The sequence below is a fragment of the Liquorilactobacillus uvarum DSM 19971 genome, from assembly GCF_001434935.1.
In the GTDB taxonomy this organism is placed as follows: domain Bacteria; phylum Bacillota; class Bacilli; order Lactobacillales; family Lactobacillaceae; genus Liquorilactobacillus; species Liquorilactobacillus uvarum.
The window spans coordinates 38,392-60,979 of record NZ_AZEG01000004.1 but is presented as its reverse complement, the minus strand read 5'-3'; the positions used below and the strand labels follow the sequence as shown (position 1 = coordinate 60,979).

Annotated in this window: 17 protein-coding genes; 16 read left to right on the top strand and 1 reads right to left on the bottom strand. The window is 37.9% G+C overall.

Annotated features, from left to right (window positions below; all coding sequences use genetic code 11):
• Positions 1-13 precede the first annotated feature (13 nt).
• The 15 genes from FD20_RS03030 (at position 14) to clpB (ending at position 18,856) form a co-directional block, all read left to right on the top strand.
• On the top strand, positions 14-997 hold the full coding sequence (locus FD20_RS03030) for a PhoH family protein (protein ID WP_057736113.1): 984 nt from the start codon (positions 14-16) through the stop codon (positions 995-997).
• The gene (gene ybeY / locus FD20_RS03025; RefSeq protein ID WP_057736112.1) at positions 997-1,476 is read left to right on the top strand and encodes an rRNA maturation RNase YbeY; all 480 of its coding nucleotides are present in this window, start codon (positions 997-999) and stop codon (positions 1,474-1,476) included. The genes FD20_RS03030 and ybeY overlap by 1 nt, the downstream gene beginning before the upstream one ends.
• A complete protein-coding gene (locus FD20_RS03020) occupies positions 1,460-1,852 on the top strand; it encodes a diacylglycerol kinase family protein (RefSeq protein WP_057736200.1) in 393 nt (130 codons plus the stop codon). Before ybeY ends, FD20_RS03020 begins: the two co-directional genes overlap by 17 nt.
• Positions 1,853-1,868: 16 nt before the next feature.
• Positions 1,869-2,771, top strand: a complete 903-nt coding sequence (era, locus tag FD20_RS03015) for a GTPase Era (RefSeq protein WP_057736111.1) — start codon at positions 1,869-1,871, stop codon at positions 2,769-2,771.
• 86 nt (positions 2,772-2,857) lie between these two features.
• Positions 2,858-3,625: a DNA repair protein RecO gene (gene recO / locus FD20_RS03010; RefSeq protein ID WP_057736199.1), complete on the top strand. Its 768-nt coding sequence runs from the start codon at positions 2,858-2,860 to the stop codon at positions 3,623-3,625.
• Positions 3,626-3,925: 300 nt separating this feature from the next.
• A complete protein-coding gene (glyQ, locus tag FD20_RS03005) occupies positions 3,926-4,843 on the top strand; it encodes a glycine--tRNA ligase subunit alpha (protein ID WP_057736110.1) in 918 nt (305 codons plus the stop codon).
• 2 nt (positions 4,844-4,845) lie between these two features.
• Positions 4,846-6,936 (top strand): glycine--tRNA ligase subunit beta, encoded by a 2,091-nt coding sequence (gene glyS / locus FD20_RS03000; RefSeq protein ID WP_057736109.1) that lies wholly within the window; start codon positions 4,846-4,848, stop codon positions 6,934-6,936.
• Between the two features lie 275 nt (positions 6,937-7,211).
• A complete protein-coding gene (gene dnaG / locus FD20_RS02995) occupies positions 7,212-9,065 on the top strand; it encodes a DNA primase (RefSeq protein WP_057736108.1) in 1,854 nt (617 codons plus the stop codon).
• Between the two features lie 12 nt (positions 9,066-9,077).
• Positions 9,078-10,205 carry an RNA polymerase sigma factor RpoD gene (gene rpoD, locus FD20_RS02990; protein ID WP_057736107.1) on the top strand — a complete coding sequence of 376 codons (1,128 nt, stop codon included), beginning with the start codon at positions 9,078-9,080 and terminating at the stop codon, positions 10,203-10,205.
• Between the two features lie 319 nt (positions 10,206-10,524).
• Complete coding sequence (locus tag FD20_RS02985) at positions 10,525-11,442, top strand: PLP-dependent cysteine synthase family protein (RefSeq protein ID WP_057736106.1); 918 nt, start codon at positions 10,525-10,527, stop codon at positions 11,440-11,442.
• A 15-nt stretch (positions 11,443-11,457) separates the two neighbouring features.
• Positions 11,458-12,597: a trans-sulfuration enzyme family protein gene (locus FD20_RS02980; protein ID WP_057736105.1), complete on the top strand. Its 1,140-nt coding sequence runs from the start codon at positions 11,458-11,460 to the stop codon at positions 12,595-12,597.
• A gap of 308 nt (positions 12,598-12,905) precedes the next feature.
• Complete coding sequence (locus FD20_RS02975) at positions 12,906-13,604, top strand: tRNA (adenine(22)-N(1))-methyltransferase (protein WP_057736104.1); 699 nt, start codon at positions 12,906-12,908, stop codon at positions 13,602-13,604.
• Positions 13,597-14,712 carry a Nif3-like dinuclear metal center hexameric protein gene (locus FD20_RS02970; protein WP_057736103.1) on the top strand — a complete coding sequence of 372 codons (1,116 nt, stop codon included), beginning with the start codon at positions 13,597-13,599 and terminating at the stop codon, positions 14,710-14,712. The genes FD20_RS02975 and FD20_RS02970 overlap by 8 nt, the downstream gene beginning before the upstream one ends.
• 23 nt (positions 14,713-14,735) lie before the next feature.
• Positions 14,736-15,980: a peptidase T gene (gene pepT / locus FD20_RS02965; protein WP_057736102.1), complete on the top strand. Its 1,245-nt coding sequence runs from the start codon at positions 14,736-14,738 to the stop codon at positions 15,978-15,980.
• Positions 15,981-16,249: 269 nt separating this feature from the next.
• Positions 16,250-18,856: an ATP-dependent chaperone ClpB gene (gene clpB / locus FD20_RS02960; protein WP_057736101.1), complete on the top strand. Its 2,607-nt coding sequence runs from the start codon at positions 16,250-16,252 to the stop codon at positions 18,854-18,856.
• A gap of 46 nt (positions 18,857-18,902) precedes the next feature.
• Here the strand turns inward: clpB and FD20_RS02955 are convergent, their stop codons facing one another.
• Positions 18,903-19,088 carry a DUF2929 family protein gene (locus FD20_RS02955; protein ID WP_057736100.1) on the bottom strand — a complete coding sequence of 62 codons (186 nt, stop codon included), beginning with the start codon at positions 19,086-19,088 and terminating at the stop codon, positions 18,903-18,905.
• A gap of 149 nt (positions 19,089-19,237) precedes the next feature.
• On the opposite strand from FD20_RS02955, the gene dnaE reads away from it, so the two are divergent.
• Positions 19,238-22,582 (top strand): DNA polymerase III subunit alpha, encoded by a 3,345-nt coding sequence (dnaE, locus tag FD20_RS02950; protein WP_057736099.1) that lies wholly within the window; start codon positions 19,238-19,240, stop codon positions 22,580-22,582.
• Positions 22,583-22,588: the final 6 nt, after the last annotated feature.

The window sequence follows — 22,588 nt, the reverse complement described above, 5'->3', positions numbered from 1 at the left end:
GGAGCAAAATGGATTGACGGAAAAACAGCTGGTTGAAAAAGAGTTCAAATTAATTGATTCTCAACAAGGTGTGGCTTTGTTGGGAACACATGATAAATATATTGAATTACTTGAAGAAAATGAGAACATTGTTATTCGTCCTTTTGGAGATATGATAAAAATCACTGGGGAAGAAAAGGCAGTTACAAAAGCGCTGAATATTCTCCAGCAATTATCTAAGTTGCTTGCACAGAACATTACAATCGGCAGTGCAGATGTTCTGTCTGCAATAAAGATGGCGGACAAGGGAACTTTGGACTATTTTCAGGATTTATATACGGATGTACTGCTTAAAGATCAAAAGGGAAAGCCGATTCGTGTAAAAAACTTTGGACAGCGGCAGTATGTTCAGGCAATTAAGAATAGCGATCTTGTTTTTGGAATAGGGCCAGCCGGAACCGGTAAGACTTTTTTGGCTGTTGTAATGGCAATTGCAGCGTTGAAAAAGAATATGGTAGATCGAATAATCCTTACTAGACCTGCTGTAGAGGCTGGAGAATCATTGGGGTTTTTGCCAGGAGATCTAAAAGAAAAAGTGGATCCTTACCTACGGCCAGTGTATGATGCTTTGCATGCCGTCTTGGGGAAGGAACATACTGAACGTTTATTAGACCGTGGTGTGATTGAGATTGCACCGTTAGCGTATATGCGTGGGCGAACATTGGATAACGCTTTTGTTATATTAGATGAGGCTCAAAATACAACAAGAGCACAAATGAAGATGTTTTTAACACGTCTTGGTTTTGGTTCTAAGATGGTGGTTAATGGTGACAAGACCCAGATTGATCTTCCACGTGGACACAGGCAAAGCGGACTGGTAGATGCAGAGAATATTTTAAAAAACCTAACTCATGTAGAATTTGTTAATTTTGATGCAGCGGATGTTGTGCGTCATCCAGTTGTTGCTGAAATTATTCAAGCCTATGCGCATGAAACTGAAAAAGAGGGGCAAAAATAGTGGATTTAGAAATTTACGATGAAACTAAACAAGTGAGTGAAGAATGGATTAAGTTAATAACGAACTTACTGGACTATGCTGGAAATTATATCAAATTGCCTGAAGACACTGAAATGTCAGTGACATTAATGGACAATGAAAAAATACATGCAATTAATAAAAAATATCGTGGGGTTGACAAACCAACTGATGTCATTAGCTTCGCAATTGAAGAACAGACCGATGACGATACTCCTATTATTATGCCGGAAGATAGTACTTTTGAAGTACCAAAAAATATTGGTGATATTATGGTGTCTGTTGACAAAGTCAAGGAGCAGGCTGCATATTTAGGCCATTCAGAGGAAAGAGAACTTGGCTTTTTGGTAGTCCATGGCTTTTTACACCTCAATGGATATGATCATATGCGCCATGAAGATGAGACGGTTATGTTTAATTTACAACGTGAGATTTTGGATGCTTATGGACTTAAAAAATAAAAAGAATAGATGGAAACACACTAAATTTAAGCAATCTTTTTATCATGCCTGCCAAGGACTTAAAACGATGATGGGTGAAGAGCGCAATTTGCGCTTTCATTTGTTTGCAGCCACAATGGCTCTTATCCTAGGGTGGCTTTTGAAATTGTCTGCAGGAGAATGGTTATGGCTGTGTCTGAGTATTTCCTTGGTAATCATCAATGAGATTTGGAACACAGTTGCGGAGAACATTGTCGATTTGGTGACCGATTACCAATATAGTATCCTCGCAAAAAAAGCGAAAGATATGGCTGCAGGTGCAGTGTTGCTTTCAGCTTTTTTCGCGCTTATTGTCGCACTTGTTATTTTTGTTCCTAAACTGTGTAACTTATTTTAAATTAAGAGGGTAGAAAATGGAGATAAAAAAACATTCAGGTTTTGTTGCTATCATTGGTCGTCCTAATGTAGGCAAATCAACTTTTTTAAATCGTGCTGTTGGACAAAAAGTTGCTATTATGAGTGATAAAGCACAAACAACACGTAACAAAATTCAAGGGATCTATACGACTGAGTCAACTCAGATTGTATTTATTGATACTCCTGGAATTCACAAACCACATAGTCGGCTTGGAGATTTCATGGTTAAGGCAGCGTTATCGACTTTAAATGAAGTGGATGCTGTTTTGTTTATGGTCAATGCTACCCAAAAACGAGGACGCGGAGACGATTTTATTATTAAACGTTTGAAAGATGTCAAAAAGCCTATTTTTTTAGTGATTAACAAGATTGATCAGATACATCCCGATCATCTTTTGGAAATCGTTGATGATTACCGTAAAGAATTAGAGTTCAAAGAGGTTTATCCGATTTCTGCGCTCCAAGGAAATAATTGTGAAGAACTTATAACAGCAATTAGTGGTACCTTACCTGAGGGCCCACAGTTTTATCCAGAAGATCAGGTTACAGATCATCCGGAGCGCTTTATTGCGGGCGAGTTGATTCGTGAGAAGGTATTGGAGTTAACACGTGAAGAAGTTCCACACTCAGTGGCTGTAATTGTTGAACGTGTTAAAAGAGAAGATGAAGAAAAGATTCTTGTTCAAGCTACGATTATTGTTGAGCGATCTTCGCAGAAAGGCATTTTGATCGGAAAAGGTGGGAAAATGCTGAAAACGATCGGGACAAAGGCCCGCAAAGATATTGAGTTGCTTTTAGGTGATAAAGTATATTTAGAATTGTGGGTGAAAGTTCAAAATAACTGGCGGGATAAACAAACGGATTTAAAAGCTCTCGGCTACAGACAGGATGATTATTAAAGAGAGATAGTGCGAGAGATTATCAAATTTTTGATTTTTTGACTGTAAAAAGCTAGCAGGGGAGTGATAGTTTGGGAACAACGAAAATGGCAGAGTTTTCTGGAATCGTTGTATATCGCAAGGACTATCGTGAGCGGGACATGCTAGTTAAAATTCTAACTGATCGTTTCGGGTTTAAGATGTTCTTCATACGTGGTGCACGCAAGAAGGGGTTTCGTTTGAGTGCGGCAATTCTTCCATTTACAAAGGCAACTTATATTGGAACAATCAATGATGAAGGGCTGTCATTCATAAGTGCAGTCAAAGATTCCAGTCAGTACCAGACTATTTGCCAAGATATTATCTTGAATGCTTATTCAGCATATATTTTGGGACTTGCAGAAGCGGCTTTTAATGATAATCGGCCTTTGAATGAATGGTATATCAAAATTGAAAAAGCAATCTCATTAATTAATGATGGTCTGGACCCTGCAATTGTGACAAATATTATTGAAATTCAATTGTTAGGAAGATTTGGGGTTAAACCTAATTTAAGAGATTGTGTTATTTGTCATAAAAGTGTTGGAATTTATGATTTTTCAGAGAGTTATGGCGGTTTATTATGTCAAAATCATTGGCATCTAGATTCTCATCGTCTTCAACTAGACCGAAGGACGATTTACTTCTTGCGCTTTTTTTCGCAAGTGGATATTATGCGACTCGGATCAATAAGGGTCAAAAAAGATACCAAGGATAAGCTTCGATTGACTTTAAATCAGATTTATAATAACGATGTTGGAGTCAATATCAAAGCAAAAAAGTTTTTAGATGATATAAAAAAATGGCCGCATATTGTTTTAAATGATGATAGGTAATTGACAAACAGCATTATCTCGCTTATCCTTAATTTGATAAGATTGGCGTTGATGAAGAAGGGTGCACTTTTTTACGGTTACAGCGAGTCTGGATAGTTGGTGGAAGCAGACACGGATAGCGTGCATTGGCGTTTTCGGAGCCTAATTTAATTGAGCAGCTAGTATATATACTAGAAGTAGGGTGGAACCGCGGTTATATTAAAAATCGTCCCTATGTGACTATTCTATTTGTGGTCGCATAGGTTTTTTTATGTTTTCATAAATGGGGTAGTCATTCGCTAATTATTAAGGAGGAAAACAATGTCGGAAAAATTGTCTTTGCAAGATATTATCTTGACACTTCAGCATTTTTGGTCAAAACAAGGCTGTATGCTGATGCAAGCTTATGATACTGAAAAAGGTGCAGGAACGATGAGCCCCTATACGTTTTTGCGTGCAATCGGCCCTGAGCCTTGGAACGCTGCCTACGTAGAACCTTCAAGACGACCAGCAGATGGACGTTACGGTGAAAATCCTAACCGTCTTTACCAACATCATCAATTTCAAGTTATCATGAAACCATCTCCCGCAAATATTCAGGACTTGTATTTAGATAGTCTACGTGCGTTGGGAATTGATCCTAATGAGCATGATATTAGGTTTGTTGAAGATAACTGGGAAAATCCATCTATGGGCTGTGCTGGTGTTGGCTGGGAAGTCTGGTTAGATGGAATGGAGATTACACAGTTTACATATTTTCAGCAAGTTGGAGGACTTGAGGTAAGGCCGGTCGCTTCAGAGGTTACTTATGGATTGGAACGTCTGTCATCTTACATTCAAGATGTTAATTCAGTTTTTGATTTAGAATGGGCTGCGGGAGTCAAGTATGGTGATATTTTTGGCGAACCGGAGTATGAGCATTCAAAATATTCATTTGAAGAAAGTAATCAAGAGATGCTGTTCAATTTATTTGACACCTATGAAAAAGAGGCAAAAAAGCAGATAAAAAATGGTTTGGTTCATCCGGCATACGACTATGTTTTGAAATGCAGTCATACATTTAACTTGTTGGATGCGCGCGGAGCAGTTTCTGTTACCGAAAGAGCTGGTTATTTAGCTAGGATTCGAAATATGGCCAAGTCTGTAGCTAAGGTTTTTGTAGCCGAACGAAAGAAATTAGGCTTCCCTTTATTAAAAGATGAAACATTGCGGAATAAGTTATTAAAGGAGGACAAATAAGCATGAGTCATACATTCTTACTTGAAGTAGGGTTGGAAGAGATCCCTGCACATGTCGTAACTCCGAGTGCACAGCAATTAAAAGAACGTATTAGTTCTTTTCTGAAAGAGCAGCGTTTGTTTTTTGATAAGATAGCAGTCTTTTCGACTCCACGCAGATTAGCTGTTAAGATCAGTGGTTTAGCTGATAAACAAAGTGATATCGAAGAGGAAGCTAAAGGGCCTGCAAAAAAAATAGCTGTTGATAAGGATGGAAATTGGTCTAAAGCTGCGATCGGTTTTTCCCGTGGTCAAGGAATGACACCAGATGATATTTTTTTCAAGGAACTCAAGGGTACAGAATACGCATACGTTAAGAAATTTATTGCTGGTAAAACGGCTGCTGAAATTTTTATAGAAATCAAGGAGACAGTTACTTCAATGGTTTTTCCAACCATGATGCGTTGGGGAAATAATGATTTTAAGTATGTACGGCCTATCCGTTGGTTAGTAGCACTTTTAGATAAGCAAGTTATTCCGTTCAGTATTTTAAATGTTCAGACAGACCGTATTACGCAAGGACATCGCTTTTTAGGAACTGATGTTGTACTAGAAAGTGCAGAGGACTACCCACAGGCCTTAGTCGCACAAAAGGTTATCGCTGATGCACGTGAACGTAAACAAATGATCAAAGACCAGATAGAACAATTAGCCAAGCAAAATAATTGGAAAATTATTGTCGATCCGGAATTACTTGAAGAAGTCAATAATCTAGTTGAGTTTCCAACTGTCTTCGCGGGAAGTTTTGATGAAAAGTATTTAGATATTCCAGATGAAGTTCTAATAACTTCAATGAAAGATCACCAGCGTTTCTTCTACGTTTTGGATCAATCAGGAAACTTGCTTCCAAATTTTGTTTCGGTGCGAAACGGGAATAAGGAACATTTAGAAAATGTCGTAGCCGGAAATGAAAAAGTTTTAACTGCAAGGCTTGAGGATGCGGCGTTCTTCTACCACGAAGATCAGCAAAAAACAATTGAAAACTATGTTGATCGACTTAAGAAAGTTATGTTCCACGATAAAATTGGTACGATATATGAAAAAATGGAACGCGTAAGACTCTTATGCAAGCTGTTAGTCGCAAACTTAGATAAAGGAAATGGTTTAAGCGATTCTGAAGTAGAAGCACTTGACCGTGCTGCACAAATTTACAAATTTGATCTGGTTACAGGAATGGTCGGAGAATTTGCCGAACTTCAAGGTGTTATGGGTGAAAAATATGCTTTGTTGAAGGGCGAACAGCCAGCAGTTGCGACTGCAATTCGTGAACATTATCTTCCCAATTCCTCAGACGGTAAACTGCCAGAGTCAAAAGTCGGGGCTATGTTAGCTATTGCTGACAAAATTGATAGTATTGGAGCTTTTTTTGCATCTGGAATGATACCGACTGGTTCAAACGATCCATATGCTTTAAGGAGACAAGCTCTGGGTATCGTTCGAATAACACTCGCTCGAAATTGGAAATTGTCGGTTGATTCTTTGCAAGAAATGATAAGGCAGAATTATCAAAATGTACCATCATTGTATGCCAATATCAAACCTACAAAAAATTCTGAAGAAATGAGTGCTTTTGTAGTTGAACGTATTAAAAAATTACTTAGTGAGAACAAATTTAGTTTTGATATAATTGAGACTGTTTCTGGAGTTTCAGCTAACTCATTTGTTGAAATGAAAGAAGCTGCAATGATATTGAAGGACCATCAAAAAGATGGTGATTTTAAAGGGAATATCGAAGCACTCACACGTGTCTTACGTTTAGCTGAAAAGGCGCCAAAGGATAAAGAGCGCAAAATTGATACATCATTGTTTGAAAATATAGCAGAGAAAGAATTGTTTGCAGCCGTTTCAAAAATTGAAAACAAAATAAATTCTTATTCGCTTGATGAGCTGTATAATGCTTTATGCTCGTTGCGTCCTTTAATTGATAACTATTTTGAAAAAACGATGATTATGGTTGATGATGAGAAAATACGTGCTAATCGTTTAAATCAGCTTTTGACACTTTCAAAATTGACACACAAATTTGGGACATTAGATAAATTGAATGTTAAATAAGTTTGAAAATTTTGATTGAAATCGCTCAGAATGTGTAAGTGGTTCAGGCTTGTTGTCACTAGTGAGATTCTAGTTAGCGACAAAGCCTTTTTTGATTGAAAATTAAGGGTTACGTGATAGACTTACAGTGACAGGTGCAAAGCAAAATTTAATTGGTTGCTTTTTGAAAAACGATATTGTATCATAAATATGATTGTAATTTTTCTGAAAAGTCGCACGTTAACGTGCGACTTTTGTAAACATAACAACTATTAGACTAGACGGGGTGATATAGTATGAGTCGGCGAATTCCAGAAGAAGTTATCGAGACTGTACGCTCTAGTGTCAATATTGTTGATATAGTTGGACAATATGTTCAACTAAGAAAATCAGGAAAAAATTATTTTGGACTTTGCCCTTTTCATGAGGAAAAAACACCATCGTTTTCGGTTACTGAAGAAAAACAGATTTTTCATTGTTTCTCATGTCATCGTGGGGGCAATGTTTTTAAATTTATTATGGAAATTGAAAACATGTCATTTCCAGACGCAGTCATACGTGTCGCTGAGATAGGCAATGTTCAGTTAGCGCAAGAGTTTACACAATCTTTATCTAATGACAATGTTTCTGAATCATCTGAAACAACAAAGCTAAAGGCGATGTACAATGACGCTGCCCATCTGTTTAACCATATTCTTGTAAATACATCAATGGGTGAACAGGCATTAAAATATTTGCATGCACGTGGCTTAGATGATGGAATGATTGAAGAATTTAATTTAGGATATGCACCTACTAAAGAACTATTAGAGGCTTTTTTTAAGGAAAAAGGATTGGACCACCAGCTTTTACGTAAATCCGGACTCTTCGTTGAGCTGCAAGATGGTTCCTTGAAAGAACGTTTTAGAGATAGAGTTCTTTTTCCAATTCGTGATCCTCGTGGTGAGACGATTGCTTTTTCTGGGAGACTTTTGCTCAAAAATGAAAAAAAACCTAAGTATTTGAATAGTCCTGAAACAGCTATTTTTAATAAACGCAAAGTGCTTTTTAATTTCGACAAGGCCAAGAGTAAGATCCGCCAAGAAAAATCGGCTATTTTATTTGAAGGTTTTATGGATGTTTTGGCTGCCTATCGGGCCGGAGTAAAGAATGGATTAGCTTCAATGGGGACAAGTCTTACAAATGAACAGGTCTATCTGCTTGAACGAATAACTGACCATTTAGACATTTGTTATGATGGTGATGATCCTGGACAGCATGCGACAGCGCGAGCGCTAAGTCTCTTGGAGCCATTGACTAAAATGGAACTCGGAGTTGTGCATATTCCTGAAAAAATGGATCCAGACGAATATGTAAAAAAGTACGGTGGAGAGAAATTCGATCAATTAGCACAAAGCTCACATGAAACTGTTGTCGCTTTTTATATGCGCTATTACGAACAGGATCGCAACTTGTCAAATGAAGCAGATCAGTTAGCTTATCTAGCTGATGTTTTACAGCAACTGGCAAAGGTGCAGTCTCCAGTCGAAAGGGATATTTATTTAAATCAGCTTGCTAAACGTTTCGGGATTGAGAAAGTAAATCTTGAAAGTCAATTGCAGGCCTATGTGAATAAATCTAAACAAGATACTAACCAGCAGAATAAACAGAATGAGGTATTGCGAAAAGATCGAATTGTTAAATCCAAAAATGATCAGAGACATCTAGATCGTGTTGAAAAAGCAGAGCGCTTATTATTGTATCGTTTGCTGCATGATCATAGTGTTTGGTTAAAGTTAAGAGAAATAAAAGATTTTTCTTTTGTGCATGATATGTACCAAACAATCTATATTATAGCTGAAGGTTATTTTAACGCTTATAATGAGTATGACACAGCACGTTTTCTTGATTATTTAGAAGATGAGGCATTACGCCAAATATTGATAGAACTAGCATTGGGTGCTTATGCAAAAGATGCAAGCGAAGAGGAGGTAGATGACTGCATTGACTTGATCATGCATCAATCTCCACTTGAAAACAAAATAAAAGATATTAAAAAACAGCTTTCCGATGCTAAAAGGATGAACAACAATGATTTGGTGACGAGCTTGACAGTCAATTTAGTCAATCTATTACGTCAGCAACAGGTAGAAAAGTCGACATCATTATAAGGAGGACCTCCCATGGCAGAAAACAAAAAGAGCAACGCATTGAATGAGGTAGCATATACTAAGGCTTTACGTGAACTTATTAGAAAGTATAAAGCAAAAAAACAGATTAATTATGATGATTTGACAAAAAAATTAGTAACACCTTTTAGCTTAGATGCGAAACGAATGGAAACAATGATTCAAAAGGTTGAAGATTCAGGAATCTCAGTTGTTGATGAAAAAGGTGAACCGAGTGAGCACAGTTTAAAAGCCGCTTCGAGTGAAGCAGAAAAAGCAACCAAGGACAGGGATGTCTCAGCACCTGCGGGCGTTAAAATTAATGATCCAGTTAGGATGTATCTTAAAGAAATCGGTCGTGTGAATTTACTGACTGCCGATGAAGAAGTTGCTTTAGCCTTGAGGATTGAAGAAGGCGATGACGAAGCAAAACAAAGACTTGCTGAAGCCAATTTGAGATTGGTTGTTTCAATTGCTAAGCGCTATGTTGGACGTGGAATGTCATTCCTTGATCTAATTCAAGAGGGCAATATGGGCTTGATGAAAGCAGTTGAAAAATTTGATTACCGAAAAGGTTTTAAGTTTTCCACTTATGCAACTTGGTGGATTAGGCAAGCAATTACGCGTGCAATTGCTGACCAAGCAAGGACGATCAGAATTCCCGTCCATATGGTGGAAACGATTAATAAATTAATCAGGATTCAACGCCAGATGTTGCAAGATCTGGGTAGGGAACCAATGCCAGAAGAAATTGGCGCAGAAATGGATATGCCAACAGATAAAGTGCGTGAGATCTTGAAAATAGCACAGGAACCAGTTTCGCTTGAAACACCGATTGGTGAAGAGGATGATTCACATTTAGGCGATTTTATCGAAGATCATGATGCGACTAGCCCAGCTGATCATGCAGCTTATGAATTGCTTAAAGAGCAGTTGGAGAGTGTACTTGATACTTTAACTGATCGCGAGGAAAATGTGTTGCGGTTACGTTTTGGGCTTGATGATGGACGGACTAGGACCTTAGAAGAAGTCGGTAAAGTCTTTGGTGTCACTCGTGAACGAATTCGACAGATTGAAGCAAAAGCTCTTCGAAAGTTACGACATCCATCACGTTCAAAACAACTTAAAGATTTCTTAGAATAAAGCGCAGAGAGATAAGTTCGAAATTTTTTTGGAATAGTCACTTGATTTCTTTAGTCGACTAGAGTATTCTAAATGAAAAGAAGAAAAGGGGAAGAAAAATGGCTGATTTTAACATGAAAACTGCATATAACCCATGTTGTTGTCGTATTTCGCGTTTTGGCGTTGGAAATACGGCTGCTTTGGGATATGCTGATTTCATGTTGTAGTTCTTACTGAACGTGAAATTGTTTGGAGACAGCTAATTACTTTCCTACGCGTAGGGCGCGAATCTTAAAAGATTCGTGCCCTTTTTTTCTTTTTTCTAAGGGGAGGTTAACAAATGATATACAAAGCAGTTGAAGAGATGGTTGGCGATACACCGCTGATGCAATTGAAAATTTCAGCTCCAAAGGGCTCACATATATTTGCTAAGCTGGAAATGTTTAATCCTGGTGGTAGTATCAAAGACCGTTTAGGTAAATATATGCTGCATCAAGCTCAGACCGAAGGCTTAGTCAAGGAAGGTACGACAATAATCGAGCCAACAGCAGGAAATACAGGAATAGGGATTGCATTAGCGGCGGGACAATTGGGACTAAAATCAATCCTAGTTGTTCCTGAAAAATTTAGCCAAGAAAAACAGACCCTGATGCAAGCTTTAGGGGCACAATTAGTTCACACACCCAGTGAAAAAGGTATAGTTGGGGCGATAGAGAAAGCACGTGAATTGGCAGCTGAGATACAAAATAGTTACGTTCCGATGCAGTTTGATAATTTGGATAATCCAGATGCTTATTATCATTCAATTGCTCCTGAAATTGAACATGAGATGCAAACCAATAATATATCAATCGATGGTTTTGTAGCCGGTGTTGGCAGTGGTGGAACTTTTGTTGGGATGGCACGTTATTTTAAAGAACATGTGTCGCAGATTAAAACAGCAGTTGTTGAACCAGAAGGTTCTATTCTTAATGGTGGAACAGAACATTCTCATCGAATTGAGGGGATTGGTGTTGAATTTGTCCCTCCTTTCTTAGAAAGAAAAAACGTTGATCGAATTTATACGATTAGTGATGATGCTGCATTTTCTTTGGTCAAACAAATGGCACAAGAAGAGGGACTAATGATTGGTAGTTCCAGTGGGGCGGCTTTAGCGGCAAGTTTAAAATTAGCTGAGGAATTAAAACCTAACAGTAATATTGTTACTGTCTTTCCAGATAGCAGTGAGCGTTATTTAAGTCAGAATATTTATTCATAAAAGGGGAAATTCATAATGAAATTTAATACAAAATTGATTCACGCAGGAATTAGTAGAGACAAAGCAACTGGCGCCGTAAATGTACCTATCTATCAAACATCAACCTATGCACAGAGCGAACTTGGCGGCAAAGTCGAGTATGAATATTCAAGAACTGGAAATCCAACACGTAGGGCAGTTGAAGATCTGATCAAAGATCTTGAAAATGGAGTTGCTGGTTTTGCTTTTGCTTCGGGTTCAGCAGCTATCCACAATGTCTTTTCTCTTTTTTCTGCTGGTGATCATATTATTGTAGGTAATGATGTTTATGGTGGAACATTCCGTTTGATTAATACGGTCTTGAAACGTCAAGGCCTTGAATTTACAGTAGTTGATACTCGTGATCTAGCGGCAGTTAAGAGTGCTATTAGAGACAATACTAAGGCTATTTATCTTGAAACTCCCACTAATCCTTTGATGCGGATAACAGATATTGCAGCAATAGCTGAAATTGGTCATGAAAACGATCTGTTAACGATTGTTGATAATACATTTGCAACGCCTTACATTCAACAACCACTTAATCTGGGAGCAGATATCGTGTTGCATAGTGCATCGAAATATCTGGGTGGACATAGTGATTTGGTTGCTGGTTTGGTCGTAGTCAAAGATTCCGAATTGGGCAAAAAAATTGGATATCTTCAAAACGCAATCGGAGGTATTTTAGGACCACAAGACAGCTGGTTGCTGCAACGCGGTATTAAAACATTAGCAGTTAGAATGCAAGCACATGAAAAGAATGCACGCGAAATTTTTGCTTTCTTAAATGAAAATAAAAATGTTGCCAAAATTTATTATCCAGGCGATCCAAATTCAAAGGATTTTGAGATCGTAAAAAAACAGATGAATGGTTTTGGTGGGATGCTGTCATTTGAACTCAAGAAAGGCCGCTCAGTTAAAAAATTTATCGAAGCTCTGAAAGTTATTACTTTAGCTGAAAGTTTAGGAGCAGTTGAGAGTCTGGTTGAAGTTCCAGCTATTATGACACACGGCTCTATTCCAGAAAAAATTAGGCTAAAGAACGGTATTTCAAATGAATTGATTCGTTTATCGGTTGGGATTGAACAGGGTGAGGATTTGATCGAAGATCTAGAAGAGGCTCTGGCTAAAGCGTAGAAAAAATTAAAAATAGGTTGAAAATTTAATGAATTACTTAATAAAAGTAAAAATTAAGTTGGATAAAAATACATCCGAATATTAAAGCCATAATAATTTAAGCTGAGATAGCCTATGATCTTATCTCAGCTTTTTTTGTGTTTTATTTTAAGGAGCAATGGCGGTGTTATAAAAATTGGAATTATTGATACATTCGGACTTAATAGCAAAATTTTACGACCTGTTTTTAATGCCTTAGCCTTTTTTTGTTATTCAGAGTTAGTTATACTTAAATATGTCCTATATTGATAAGGAGTTGTTGTACTTTAATGGATGCCAAACATTTATCGACACGTTTATTAACCGTAGCTAAGTATGTTCCGGTAGGAGCACGCCTCGCGGATATTGGTTCGGATCATGCGTACTTGCCTGCATATCTGGGATTGAACGATAAAATCAGCTATGCAGTTGCTGGTGAAGTAGTGGAAGGACCATATCTGAACGCTCTTCATGAAATAAAAAAAGAAGGTCTTGCTAAAAAAATCATGGTCCGTTTAGCTGATGGACTAGAAGCAGTGAGCGAAAAGGATGCAATTGATACGATAACAATTTGCGGTATGGGGGGACCACTAATATGCCACATTTTGACTGAAGGTAAATCTAAATTGGAAAACAAGCCTAACTTAATTCTGCAGCCGAATGTTGGGGAATGGCAAGTCAGAAAATGGTTGAATGAGAATAATTACCAGATTTTAACTGAAGAAATTATCGATGAAGATAAACATATTTATGAAATAATTGTTGCTACATGGAAAGAAGAAAGGGATAGGCTGACTGCTGAGGATTATCTGTTTGGGCCTGTTTTGAGAAAAGAGAAGAATTCAGTTTTTATAAGAAAATGGGAGCAAGAACAGAAAAAACTGCAGCATATTTTAAGTGAAATTCAAAAAGCTCACCAAGTCCCTTTAAAACAAAAAAAAGCATTGAAAAACAAAATTAGAAAGATTGGCGATGTTCTAAATGGTTAAAGTAAAAGATATTGTGAGCCGCTTTGCGGAGTTTGCTCCTCCTTTTATGGCAGAAAAAGGTGATCCGATTGGTTTGCAGCTCGGAAGTCTTGAGGCTGAGGTTCACAAACTTATGGTAACTCTAGATGTGCGTCCGGAAGTTGTTCAAGAGGCAATAAAAAATAAAGTTGATTTTATTTTTGCGCATCATCCTGCAATGTTTAAACCGATCAAGCAATTTGACTTGGCTGATCCGCAAAATAGAATGTATGCTGAACTGTTAAAACATAATATTACTGTTTTTGCTGCACATACAAATTTAGACAATGCGAATGGTGGTATGAATGACTGGCTTGCCGAAAAAATGAATCTTAAAAAAACATCTATTCTGTTGCCTGCTAAACATGAACAGATGTTCAAACTAGCTGTTTTTGTTCCTCAAAAAGATGCTCCTAAAATGCGAGCTGCATTGGGTGCTGTAGATGCAGGGAAGGTTGGAAACTATAATAACTGTTCTTATTCACTTGAGGGTGTTGGACGCTTTCAACCAAATAATCAAGCACATCCTACAATTGGCAAGAAAGGCAGCTTAACAGAAGTTGAGGAAGAAAAAATTGAAGTTGTTTTACCAGCTCGCAAAAAAAGCGCGGTACTCAAAGCTATGTTTACAGCCCATCCATACGAAGAACCCGTTTTTGATCTGTTTAAGATTGAAGAATTCGGTCAAAAGTATGGAATGGGACGTATTGGCTTCTTAGAAGAACCGCAAACTGTTAGACAATATGCCGAATTTTGCAAGAAAATTTTCAAACTTCAATCTTTACGGGTGGTTTCAAAAGAACCAAATAAAAAGATTGAGCGTGTTGCAGTTTTAGGGGGAAGCGGCGGCAAGTTTTACCCAGAGGCTCAGCAACAGGGAGCACAATTGTATGTAACTGGGGATATTTCATATCATACAGGGCATGACATATTGGCTAGTGGCTTGTCAGCGCTTGATCCAGGACATCATATTGAAAGTATTTGCAAGGAAAAACTGTTGGAGTTGTTTACAAAATGGAACGTTGAAAATGATTGGAAGTTACGCTTAATTGCATCAAAACTTAATACAGATCCATTTATGTTTATCTAATTTTGATCAAGGGAGCTCTTATGATGACAAAATATGTGAAATTAATACCTCGTTTTATCAATTATGTAAAAAAGGATACACGCTCTGATGAAAATACATCCACAATTCCTTCAACTAAAACACAAACTGAATTTGCTGCCACTTTGGTCGAAGAACTCAGAAAAATAGGTTTGCAGGATGTACACATTGCTTCAAAAAGTGGTTATGTTTTCGCAACATTGCCGGGAAATTTGCCGGAAGGCAAAGAGGTAAAAAAAGTCGGTTTGATAGCACATATGGATACAGCTGATTTCAATGCTCAAAATATTAAACCGCAAATTATAAAAAACTATGATGGAAAATCCGATATCGCATTGGGGGAGGGCAAGTACAAACTGTCACCAAATGAATTTGAAAGTTTGAAGAAATATACAGGTCAGGACCTTATTACGACTGATGGAACTACTCTTTTAGGGGCAGATGACAAAGCAGGAATTTCCGAAATCATTACAGCTATTGAATATTTAATTGAACACCCAGAAATAAAACACGGTGAGATAAAAATTGGTATTGGTCCGGACGAGGAGATAGGAACCGGTGCCGATAATTTTGAGGTTGCAGATTTTGGAGCAGACATAGCTTATACGGTTGACGGTGGACCGTTAGGCGAATTGGAGTATGAAACTTTTAACGCTGCTCAAGCAAAGATAGAGTTGATTGGGAAAAATGTTCATCCTGCTACAGCTAAAGATGTGATGATTAATGCTCTTCAGCTTGCTTTTGATTTTCATGCCCAACTTCCAAACAGAGAGGTACCTGAAAAAACATCCGGACGCGAAGGATTTTTTCATTTACTGGAAATGAACGGGACTGTCGACAAGGCTAAAATGACATACATTATTCGCGATCATGACCGACAAAAATTTGAAGCACGCAAGCGACTCTTTAAAGAAATTGTAGCTCAATTGAATGCCAGTTATGATAATAAGCGAGTAATACTTGATATGAAAGATCAGTATTACAATATGCGCGAAGTAATTGAAAAAGATATGACAGTTGTTGATATAGCTAAAAAGGCGATGGAAAATCTTGAAATCAAGCCAGTTATTTATCCGGTCCGTGGGGGGACAGATGGTTCCAAAATTTCATTCATGGGTCTACCAACACCAAATTTGTTTGCTGGTGGTGAGAACATGCACTCACGTTTTGAATATGTTTCAGTGCAAGTAATGGAACAGGCTACATCTGTAATTTTAGAAATTATCGCGGAAGTTGCACGAACAAAATAATTAACACAAACATATGTTCATATTATAATGGAATCGTTGAGTGAAAATTTCACCGTTGCTTAAGCGGATGAAAGTCGCTTAGCGGTTTTTAGCTAGAGATATTTTTGAGCTTTTTGAGGAATTATCAGGTTTTTTAGCGGTACTGTTTTTGATTTTTATTGTCAAGTATTGCGGCTTAAGCTACGTAAAACACAATATGAACAAGCGGTGTTATTCTTTAATTGCATTTAGTGAAAAACTGAACTAATTAAATAATGAAGGAGATAAAAATGGAGGAAGACAAATTGACGAGTGCGGTCCAAGAAGCCCTTGCGGAAGCACAACAAATTGCAGTAACAAGACACCAACAAGAGATAGATATTCCACAATTATTTAAATTTCTGCTTCAGCCAGGGGAATTTGGAGCCGAAATTTTTAAAAGAGCAGGGATGAATGTTTCAGAGATCGAAAGAGAGGTTGATAAGGAGCTTGACCAATTAGCAGTCATAGAAGGTCAAGTGAATTATGGTCAGACATTGAGCCAGAACCTTTTCAAACTGCTGCAGGAAGCGGATAAACTGCGTGAAGGTTTCGGGGATGATTATGTAGCGGTTGAGACACTATTTTTAGCATTGTTTAAATTAAAGTATCATCCTCTGACCAGTTATTTAAAATCTAAGGGGCTTACAGAGAAAAAAATGACAAAGATCATTGAAGATCTTCGCGGAGGTGAGCGTGTGACATCGAAAAATCAAGAGAAACAATATAAAGCTTTGGAAAAGTACGGTATTGACCTGATCAAGCAGGTTCGCAGCGGTAAGCAGGATCCCGTGATCGGACGTGATGAAGAAATTCGTGATGTGATTCGGATTCTTTCACGCAAGACTAAGAACAATCCTGTTTTAATAGGTGAACCAGGGGTTGGGAAAACGGCAATAGTTGAGGGCTTGGCCCAACGAATAGTACGTAAGGATGTTCCCGATAACCTGAAAGATAAAACGCTGTTCTCATTGGATATGGGATCATTAATTGCAGGCGCAAAGTACCGTGGTGAATTTGAGGAACGCCTTAAAGCTGTTTTAAAAGAGATTACAAAAAGTGAAGGCAAAATCATTCTCTTTATTGATGAGATTCATAATATTGTTGGAGCAGGGAAAACTGAAGGCAGCATGGATGCTGGAAATATTCTGAAACCAATGCTTGCACGTGGTGAACTACATTTAATTGGGGCAACAACTTTAGATGAATATCGCGAATATATGGAAAAAGATAAAGCTCTTGAGCGGCGATTTCAGAGAGTTCTTGTTCAAGAACCGAGTGTTGAGGATACAATTTCAATTTTGCGTGGTCTTAAAGAACGTTTTGAGATTCATCATGGAGTTAGAATCCACGATAATGCAATTGTTGCGGCGGCAACACTTTCTAATCGCTATATTACTGATCGCTTTTTGCCGGATAAAGCGATTGATCTGATCGATGAAGCGTGTGCGACAATCAGGGTTGAGATGAATTCAATGCCAACTGAACTTGATCAGATCACCCGGCAGCTCATGCGTCAAGAAGTTGAGGAGGCAGCACTGAAGAAGGAAAACGATCCAGCGTCTAAAAAAAGGCTTAGCGAACTTCAATCCGAACTAGCTGAATCGCGTCAAAAAACCAATGCTCTCAAAATGCGTTGGGAGAATGAAAAAGCTGATATTCAGAAACTAAGTTCTAAAAAAGCTGAACTTGACCAGGCAAAACATGATCTGGAAGAGGCGGAAAACAATTATAATCTTGAGAAAGCAGCTAAATTGCAACACGCAACAATACCGGCATTAGAAAATGAGTTGGCTCAGCTCGAACATGCTGAACGTCCTGACAATTGGCTGGTGGAGGAATCAGTAACTGAAAATGAGATTGCACAGGTTGTCAGTCGTTCTACTGGTATTCCAGTGGCAAAATTAGTGCAGGGTGAACGTGAAAAGCTTCTACATTTGCCGGAAATTCTGCATAAACGTGTCATTGGACAGGAGGAGGCGGTAGATGCTGTTGCGAACGCAGTTATTCGTGCGCGGGCAGGGTTACAGGATCCTGACCAGCCTTTGGGAACTTTTTTGTTTCTTGGTCCTACTGGGGTTGGGAAAACCGAGTTGGCCAAAGCACTTGCTGAAAATCTTTTTGACTCGGAAAAACACATGGTTCGAATTGATATGAGTGAGTATATGGAAAAACAATCAGTATCGCGTTTGGTTGGTGCGGCTCCAGGCTATGTTGGGTATGAAGAAGGAGGCCAGCTGACGGAAGCGGTAAGGCGTAATCCATATACAATTGTTTTATTGGATGAGGTGGAAAAAGCACATCCCGATGTCTTTAATATTTTGCTGCAGGTTTTCGATGATGGCCGCCTAACAGACGGACAGGGGCGAACTGTTGACTTTAAAAATACGATTATCATCATGACTTCAAACTTAGGATCAAGTATCTTATTAGATAAGGTCGCAGATAGTGGCAAGATCACGTCTGAAACGCGTGATCAAGTTATGAAATTGGCGCAAACACATTTTAAGCCGGAATTTTTGAATCGGATTGACGATATCATTATGTTTGCACCACTAAATATTCAAGCAATAACAAAAATTGTCGATAAGTTTATTGAGTTGTTATCTAATCGCTTGTCTGAACAAGAAATTAAATTGGAAATAACAATGACAGCGAAAAAGTGGATTGCGCATGAGGGATATGATCCAGCATACGGTGCGCGGGCATTACAGCGATTTATTACGAATCATGTTGAAACACCGTTAGCCAAGCAGATTATTGCGGGTAAAATTATGCCGCATTCTGTCGTAACAATCGATTTGGGAACCCATAACGAACTTATTTTTAAAGCTGAAGAGAAAAATGAATCAGTTTAGTAAACAGCAAACAAAAAGCGGCTAGTTTTTGACCAGCCGCTTTTTGTTATTTATTTGTTTTGGGTGTTTTTACGAAAAAATTAAGGGCATTTATAGCGATAAAACCAATGATCATTGCAGTAAGACCACTAGATAATGCGGAAAATTCCGTGCCTGACAAAGCCGAACTTATATAACCGATAACTTCACCGTAAATAAATCCCCAAAACAATATGGTCAATTGTTTTGACATATGAACAACACCTCGCAATACAACAGTAGTTTAGCATATTTTTAACTGCTTTTGAACAATTTTTAAAAGTGATTGAACAGATTATTATTTTTTTAGCAGAAAAGTGTTGCTATAATAAGGTATATATAGACAGAAGGGTGGGGTCAGCAGTGTTTGGAGCTTTGCAAGTTATTAGCAGTTTTAGTTTGCTTCAAAGTACGATTAAAATCCCACAATTAGTGAACGAAGCAAAAAAAAGAGGGTATGCGGCATTAGCTCTGACGGATATAAATGTTATGTACGGGGCAATTGATTTTTATCATGAATGTTTAGCTGCGGATATTAAACCGATAATAGGACTGACTCTAGAACTTGGACCTGAGGATAGCCTTTTACTGCTTGCTAAAAATGAGCAAGGCTATCGAAATTTAATGCGCATTTCAACTAGAAAGATGCTGGCTCTATCTAAAGGTGATGAAATATTTAAATTAGATAACAAGCAGGAATTGAGGGATCTGGCAGTAATAGTGCCGCCTCAAAAAAGCTATGTTGTTGCGGCGGTTTCTAATGGAAGACTTGCGAGTGCAAAAAAATATCTTGAAAGACTAAGTGAAGCAGTTGGAAGCACAAAAAATGTTTTTGTAGGTATTGATTTAGAAATGGAGCATGCCCTGTATGCAACACTGAATAAATTAGCTGAAAATGTACAGTTGGCGACAATCGCTGTTGAACCAGTAAATTATTTGAATCAGAATGATTTTTTTGAATTGCAAGTGCTCGATGCAATAAAGAAGGGCAATCAATTGAGCACCGAGCAGTTGAGTGCAGCTAGCAAAATAAAAGGGAAAGCTTGGCTGCAGCCTGTGCAGGAAATCAGTTCCGCATATAAACAGCTTAATTTGCAAGATCCATTAAATGCAATGCAGAAGCTTTGTCAGGAAATTAATTTAAAACTGCATTTTTCTGCTCCACAACTACCGCATTTTAAAATACCTGAGAATATAGGCGCACAACAATTTTTACGTACATTGTGTGAAGATGGTTTAGCAAAAAGGTTAAAAGAAAATGCAGATGGAAATATAACTGTCTATCGAAAAAGATTAGAATATGAGCTTAATGTCATTCATCGAATGGGCTTTGATGATTATTTTTTAATTGTATGGGATGTAACTAATTATGCACATCAAGCCCAAATTATTACTGGACCAGGACGAGGATCAGCAGCGGGGTCGCTTGTAGCTTATACTCTTTTTATTACTGATGTTGATCCGCTCCGCTATGATTTACTTTTTGAACGGTTTTTAAATGAAGAACGAGCTCAAATGCCTGATATTGACTTAGATATACCTGATAATCGACGCCAGCAAATTATTCAATATGTATACCATAAATATGGATCGGACCATATGGCCCAAATTATAACTTTTGGAACCTTGGGTGCAAAACAGGTTTTGCGTGATGTTGGACGTGTCCTTGGAATACCGCAGTTTGAAATGAATGTTTGGAGCAAAGCTATTCCAGCAACTTTGCACATAACGTTGGAGGAGGCCTATAAGAACTCCCCTCGTCTGCGTGATTTGGTAGCGGATAATGAGAAGAATAAGCTTCTTTTCAAAACAGCACTTAGTCTTGAGGGTTTACCACGACATTTTTCTATCCATGCAGCCGGTATTATTCTAAGTGATAAAAATTTAGTAGACGTCGTTCCACTACAGGTGGGTAATGATGAGATATTGTTAACGCAATTTACTAAAGATACGGTTGAAGAATTAGGGTTACTGAAAATTGATTTTCTAGGGTTACGCAACCTGAGTATTTTAGATAATGCTACTAAATTGGTTAAGATCGGCTATCAACATGAACTTGATGTACATCAAATTTTGTTAAATGATACAGAAACATTGAGACTTTTTCAAGAAGCTGATACGACTGGTGTTTTTCAATTTGAATCAGCCGGAATAAAAAATGTATTAAGGCGTTTGCATCCCAGCTCATTTGAAGATATTGCGGCCGTTAACGCTTTGTATCGGCCTGGACCAATGGAAAATATTGATCATTTTATTCAACGAAGACATGGTGTAGAAAAGAGCACGTATCCAGCTGAATCTTTAAAACCGATTTTAAAAAAAACGTATGGTATTCTTGTATACCAAGAACAGGTTATGCAAGTTGCCTCGACAATGGGCGGATTCACGCTTGGCCAAGCTGATTTACTGCGCCGAGCAATGAGCAAGAAAAAGGGTGCTGTAATTGAACAGATGAAAGCACGTTTTGTTTCGGGAGCTGAAAAAAGAGGGTTTGCGCCCAAGGTAGCAGAACAAGTTTACGAATACATCGAAAAATTCGCCGGTTACGGATTTAATCGTTCGCATGCTGTTGCATATACTAAGATGGCTTTTCAACTTGCATATATCAAACGGCATTATCCAGCTGCTTTTTTTGCAGCATTACTCAACACAGTAATCGGAAACAGCGATAAGATGAAAGATTATTTGCTTGAAGCAAAACAGCACAGTGTAGAGATTCATGCACCAGACGTCAACGAGAGCCAACTTTTGTTTATTTTGCACAAGCAAAAAATATATTTTGGATTGCAAAATATTAAAACAATTAGGAGTGATTTTGCAAAACACATTATTTCTGAGAGACGTTTGCGTGGAAAATTTAGCAGTTTTCAAGCTTTTTTGCAGCGGATAGACAATCGTTACTTGAAAAAGGAATACTTAGAGGCACTGATTTATGCAGGTGCATTTGATGGGATGGCACATAATCGAGCGACATTGTTAAAAAATTTGCCTAAAATGCTGAGTAACATTGAATTGAGCGGTAATAATGTTGAACTGCTCGAAGCATTAGCTCCAAAATATGATACTTTTACAGATATTAGTTTAGAAGAACGTTTGAAAAATGAAGAGAAATATCTTGGAGTCTATCTTTCAGCACATCCGGTTGAGCAGTTCAACAATTTGATAATCCCTCAAAAAATTACTGCTATTTCAAGGATACAGGAACAAAAGGAACACTTACATCTGCTGGTTTATATTAAGAAAATAAAGGTTATTCGGACAAAAAAGGGACAGCAGATGGCTTTTGTAACGGGGGAAGACCAAACTGGTCAAGTAGACATTACTGTTTTTTCGGATCTTTTTAAAAAAGTAATGCCTGTACTCAAGGAAAAGATGGTTATGCTGCTCACCGGAAAAGCAGAGCAGACGAAAAGAGGGCTGCAAGTAATAGCTCGCGAAATGATGCCTGCAAGTGAGATTGAAGAGAAATTGAGCGACATCTATTATGTAAGATTGACTAAAGAAACTGATCAGCAGATTCAGCAAAAGCTGCTGAAGGTAATGCATCAATATCATGGTGAAACGCCGGTTATTTTGTTCGAGGAAAAGACTGCCAAAAAAATGATGCTTAGTCAACGATATTGGTTGCAGAATGATTCAAAAGTTATTGTAGCGTTATCAAATTTGCTGGGGCAAGAGAATGTGGTTTTAAGGAATGAAAACAAATGAAAACAT

Coding starts and splice junctions, on each gene's coding strand:
- FD20_RS03020 (WP_057736200.1), top strand. CDS start 1,460: ATGGACTTAAAAAATAAAAAGAATAGATGGAAACACACTAAATTTAAG.
- FD20_RS02985 (WP_057736106.1), top strand. CDS start 10,525: ATGATATACAAAGCAGTTGAAGAGATGGTTGGCGATACACCGCTGATG.
- pepT (WP_057736102.1), top strand. CDS start 14,736: ATGACAAAATATGTGAAATTAATACCTCGTTTTATCAATTATGTAAAA.
- glyQ (WP_057736110.1), top strand. CDS start 3,926: ATGTCGGAAAAATTGTCTTTGCAAGATATTATCTTGACACTTCAGCAT.
- recO (WP_057736199.1), top strand. CDS start 2,858: ATGGCAGAGTTTTCTGGAATCGTTGTATATCGCAAGGACTATCGTGAG.
- FD20_RS02955 (WP_057736100.1), bottom strand. CDS start 19,088: ATGTCAAAACAATTGACCATATTGTTTTGGGGATTTATTTACGGTGAA.
- glyS (WP_057736109.1), top strand. CDS start 4,846: ATGAGTCATACATTCTTACTTGAAGTAGGGTTGGAAGAGATCCCTGCA.
- clpB (WP_057736101.1), top strand. CDS start 16,250: ATGGAGGAAGACAAATTGACGAGTGCGGTCCAAGAAGCCCTTGCGGAA.
- FD20_RS02975 (WP_057736104.1), top strand. CDS start 12,906: ATGGATGCCAAACATTTATCGACACGTTTATTAACCGTAGCTAAGTAT.
- dnaG (WP_057736108.1), top strand. CDS start 7,212: ATGAGTCGGCGAATTCCAGAAGAAGTTATCGAGACTGTACGCTCTAGT.
- FD20_RS02980 (WP_057736105.1), top strand. CDS start 11,458: ATGAAATTTAATACAAAATTGATTCACGCAGGAATTAGTAGAGACAAA.
- rpoD (WP_057736107.1), top strand. CDS start 9,078: ATGGCAGAAAACAAAAAGAGCAACGCATTGAATGAGGTAGCATATACT.
- FD20_RS02970 (WP_057736103.1), top strand. CDS start 13,597: ATGGTTAAAGTAAAAGATATTGTGAGCCGCTTTGCGGAGTTTGCTCCT.
- era (WP_057736111.1), top strand. CDS start 1,869: ATGGAGATAAAAAAACATTCAGGTTTTGTTGCTATCATTGGTCGTCCT.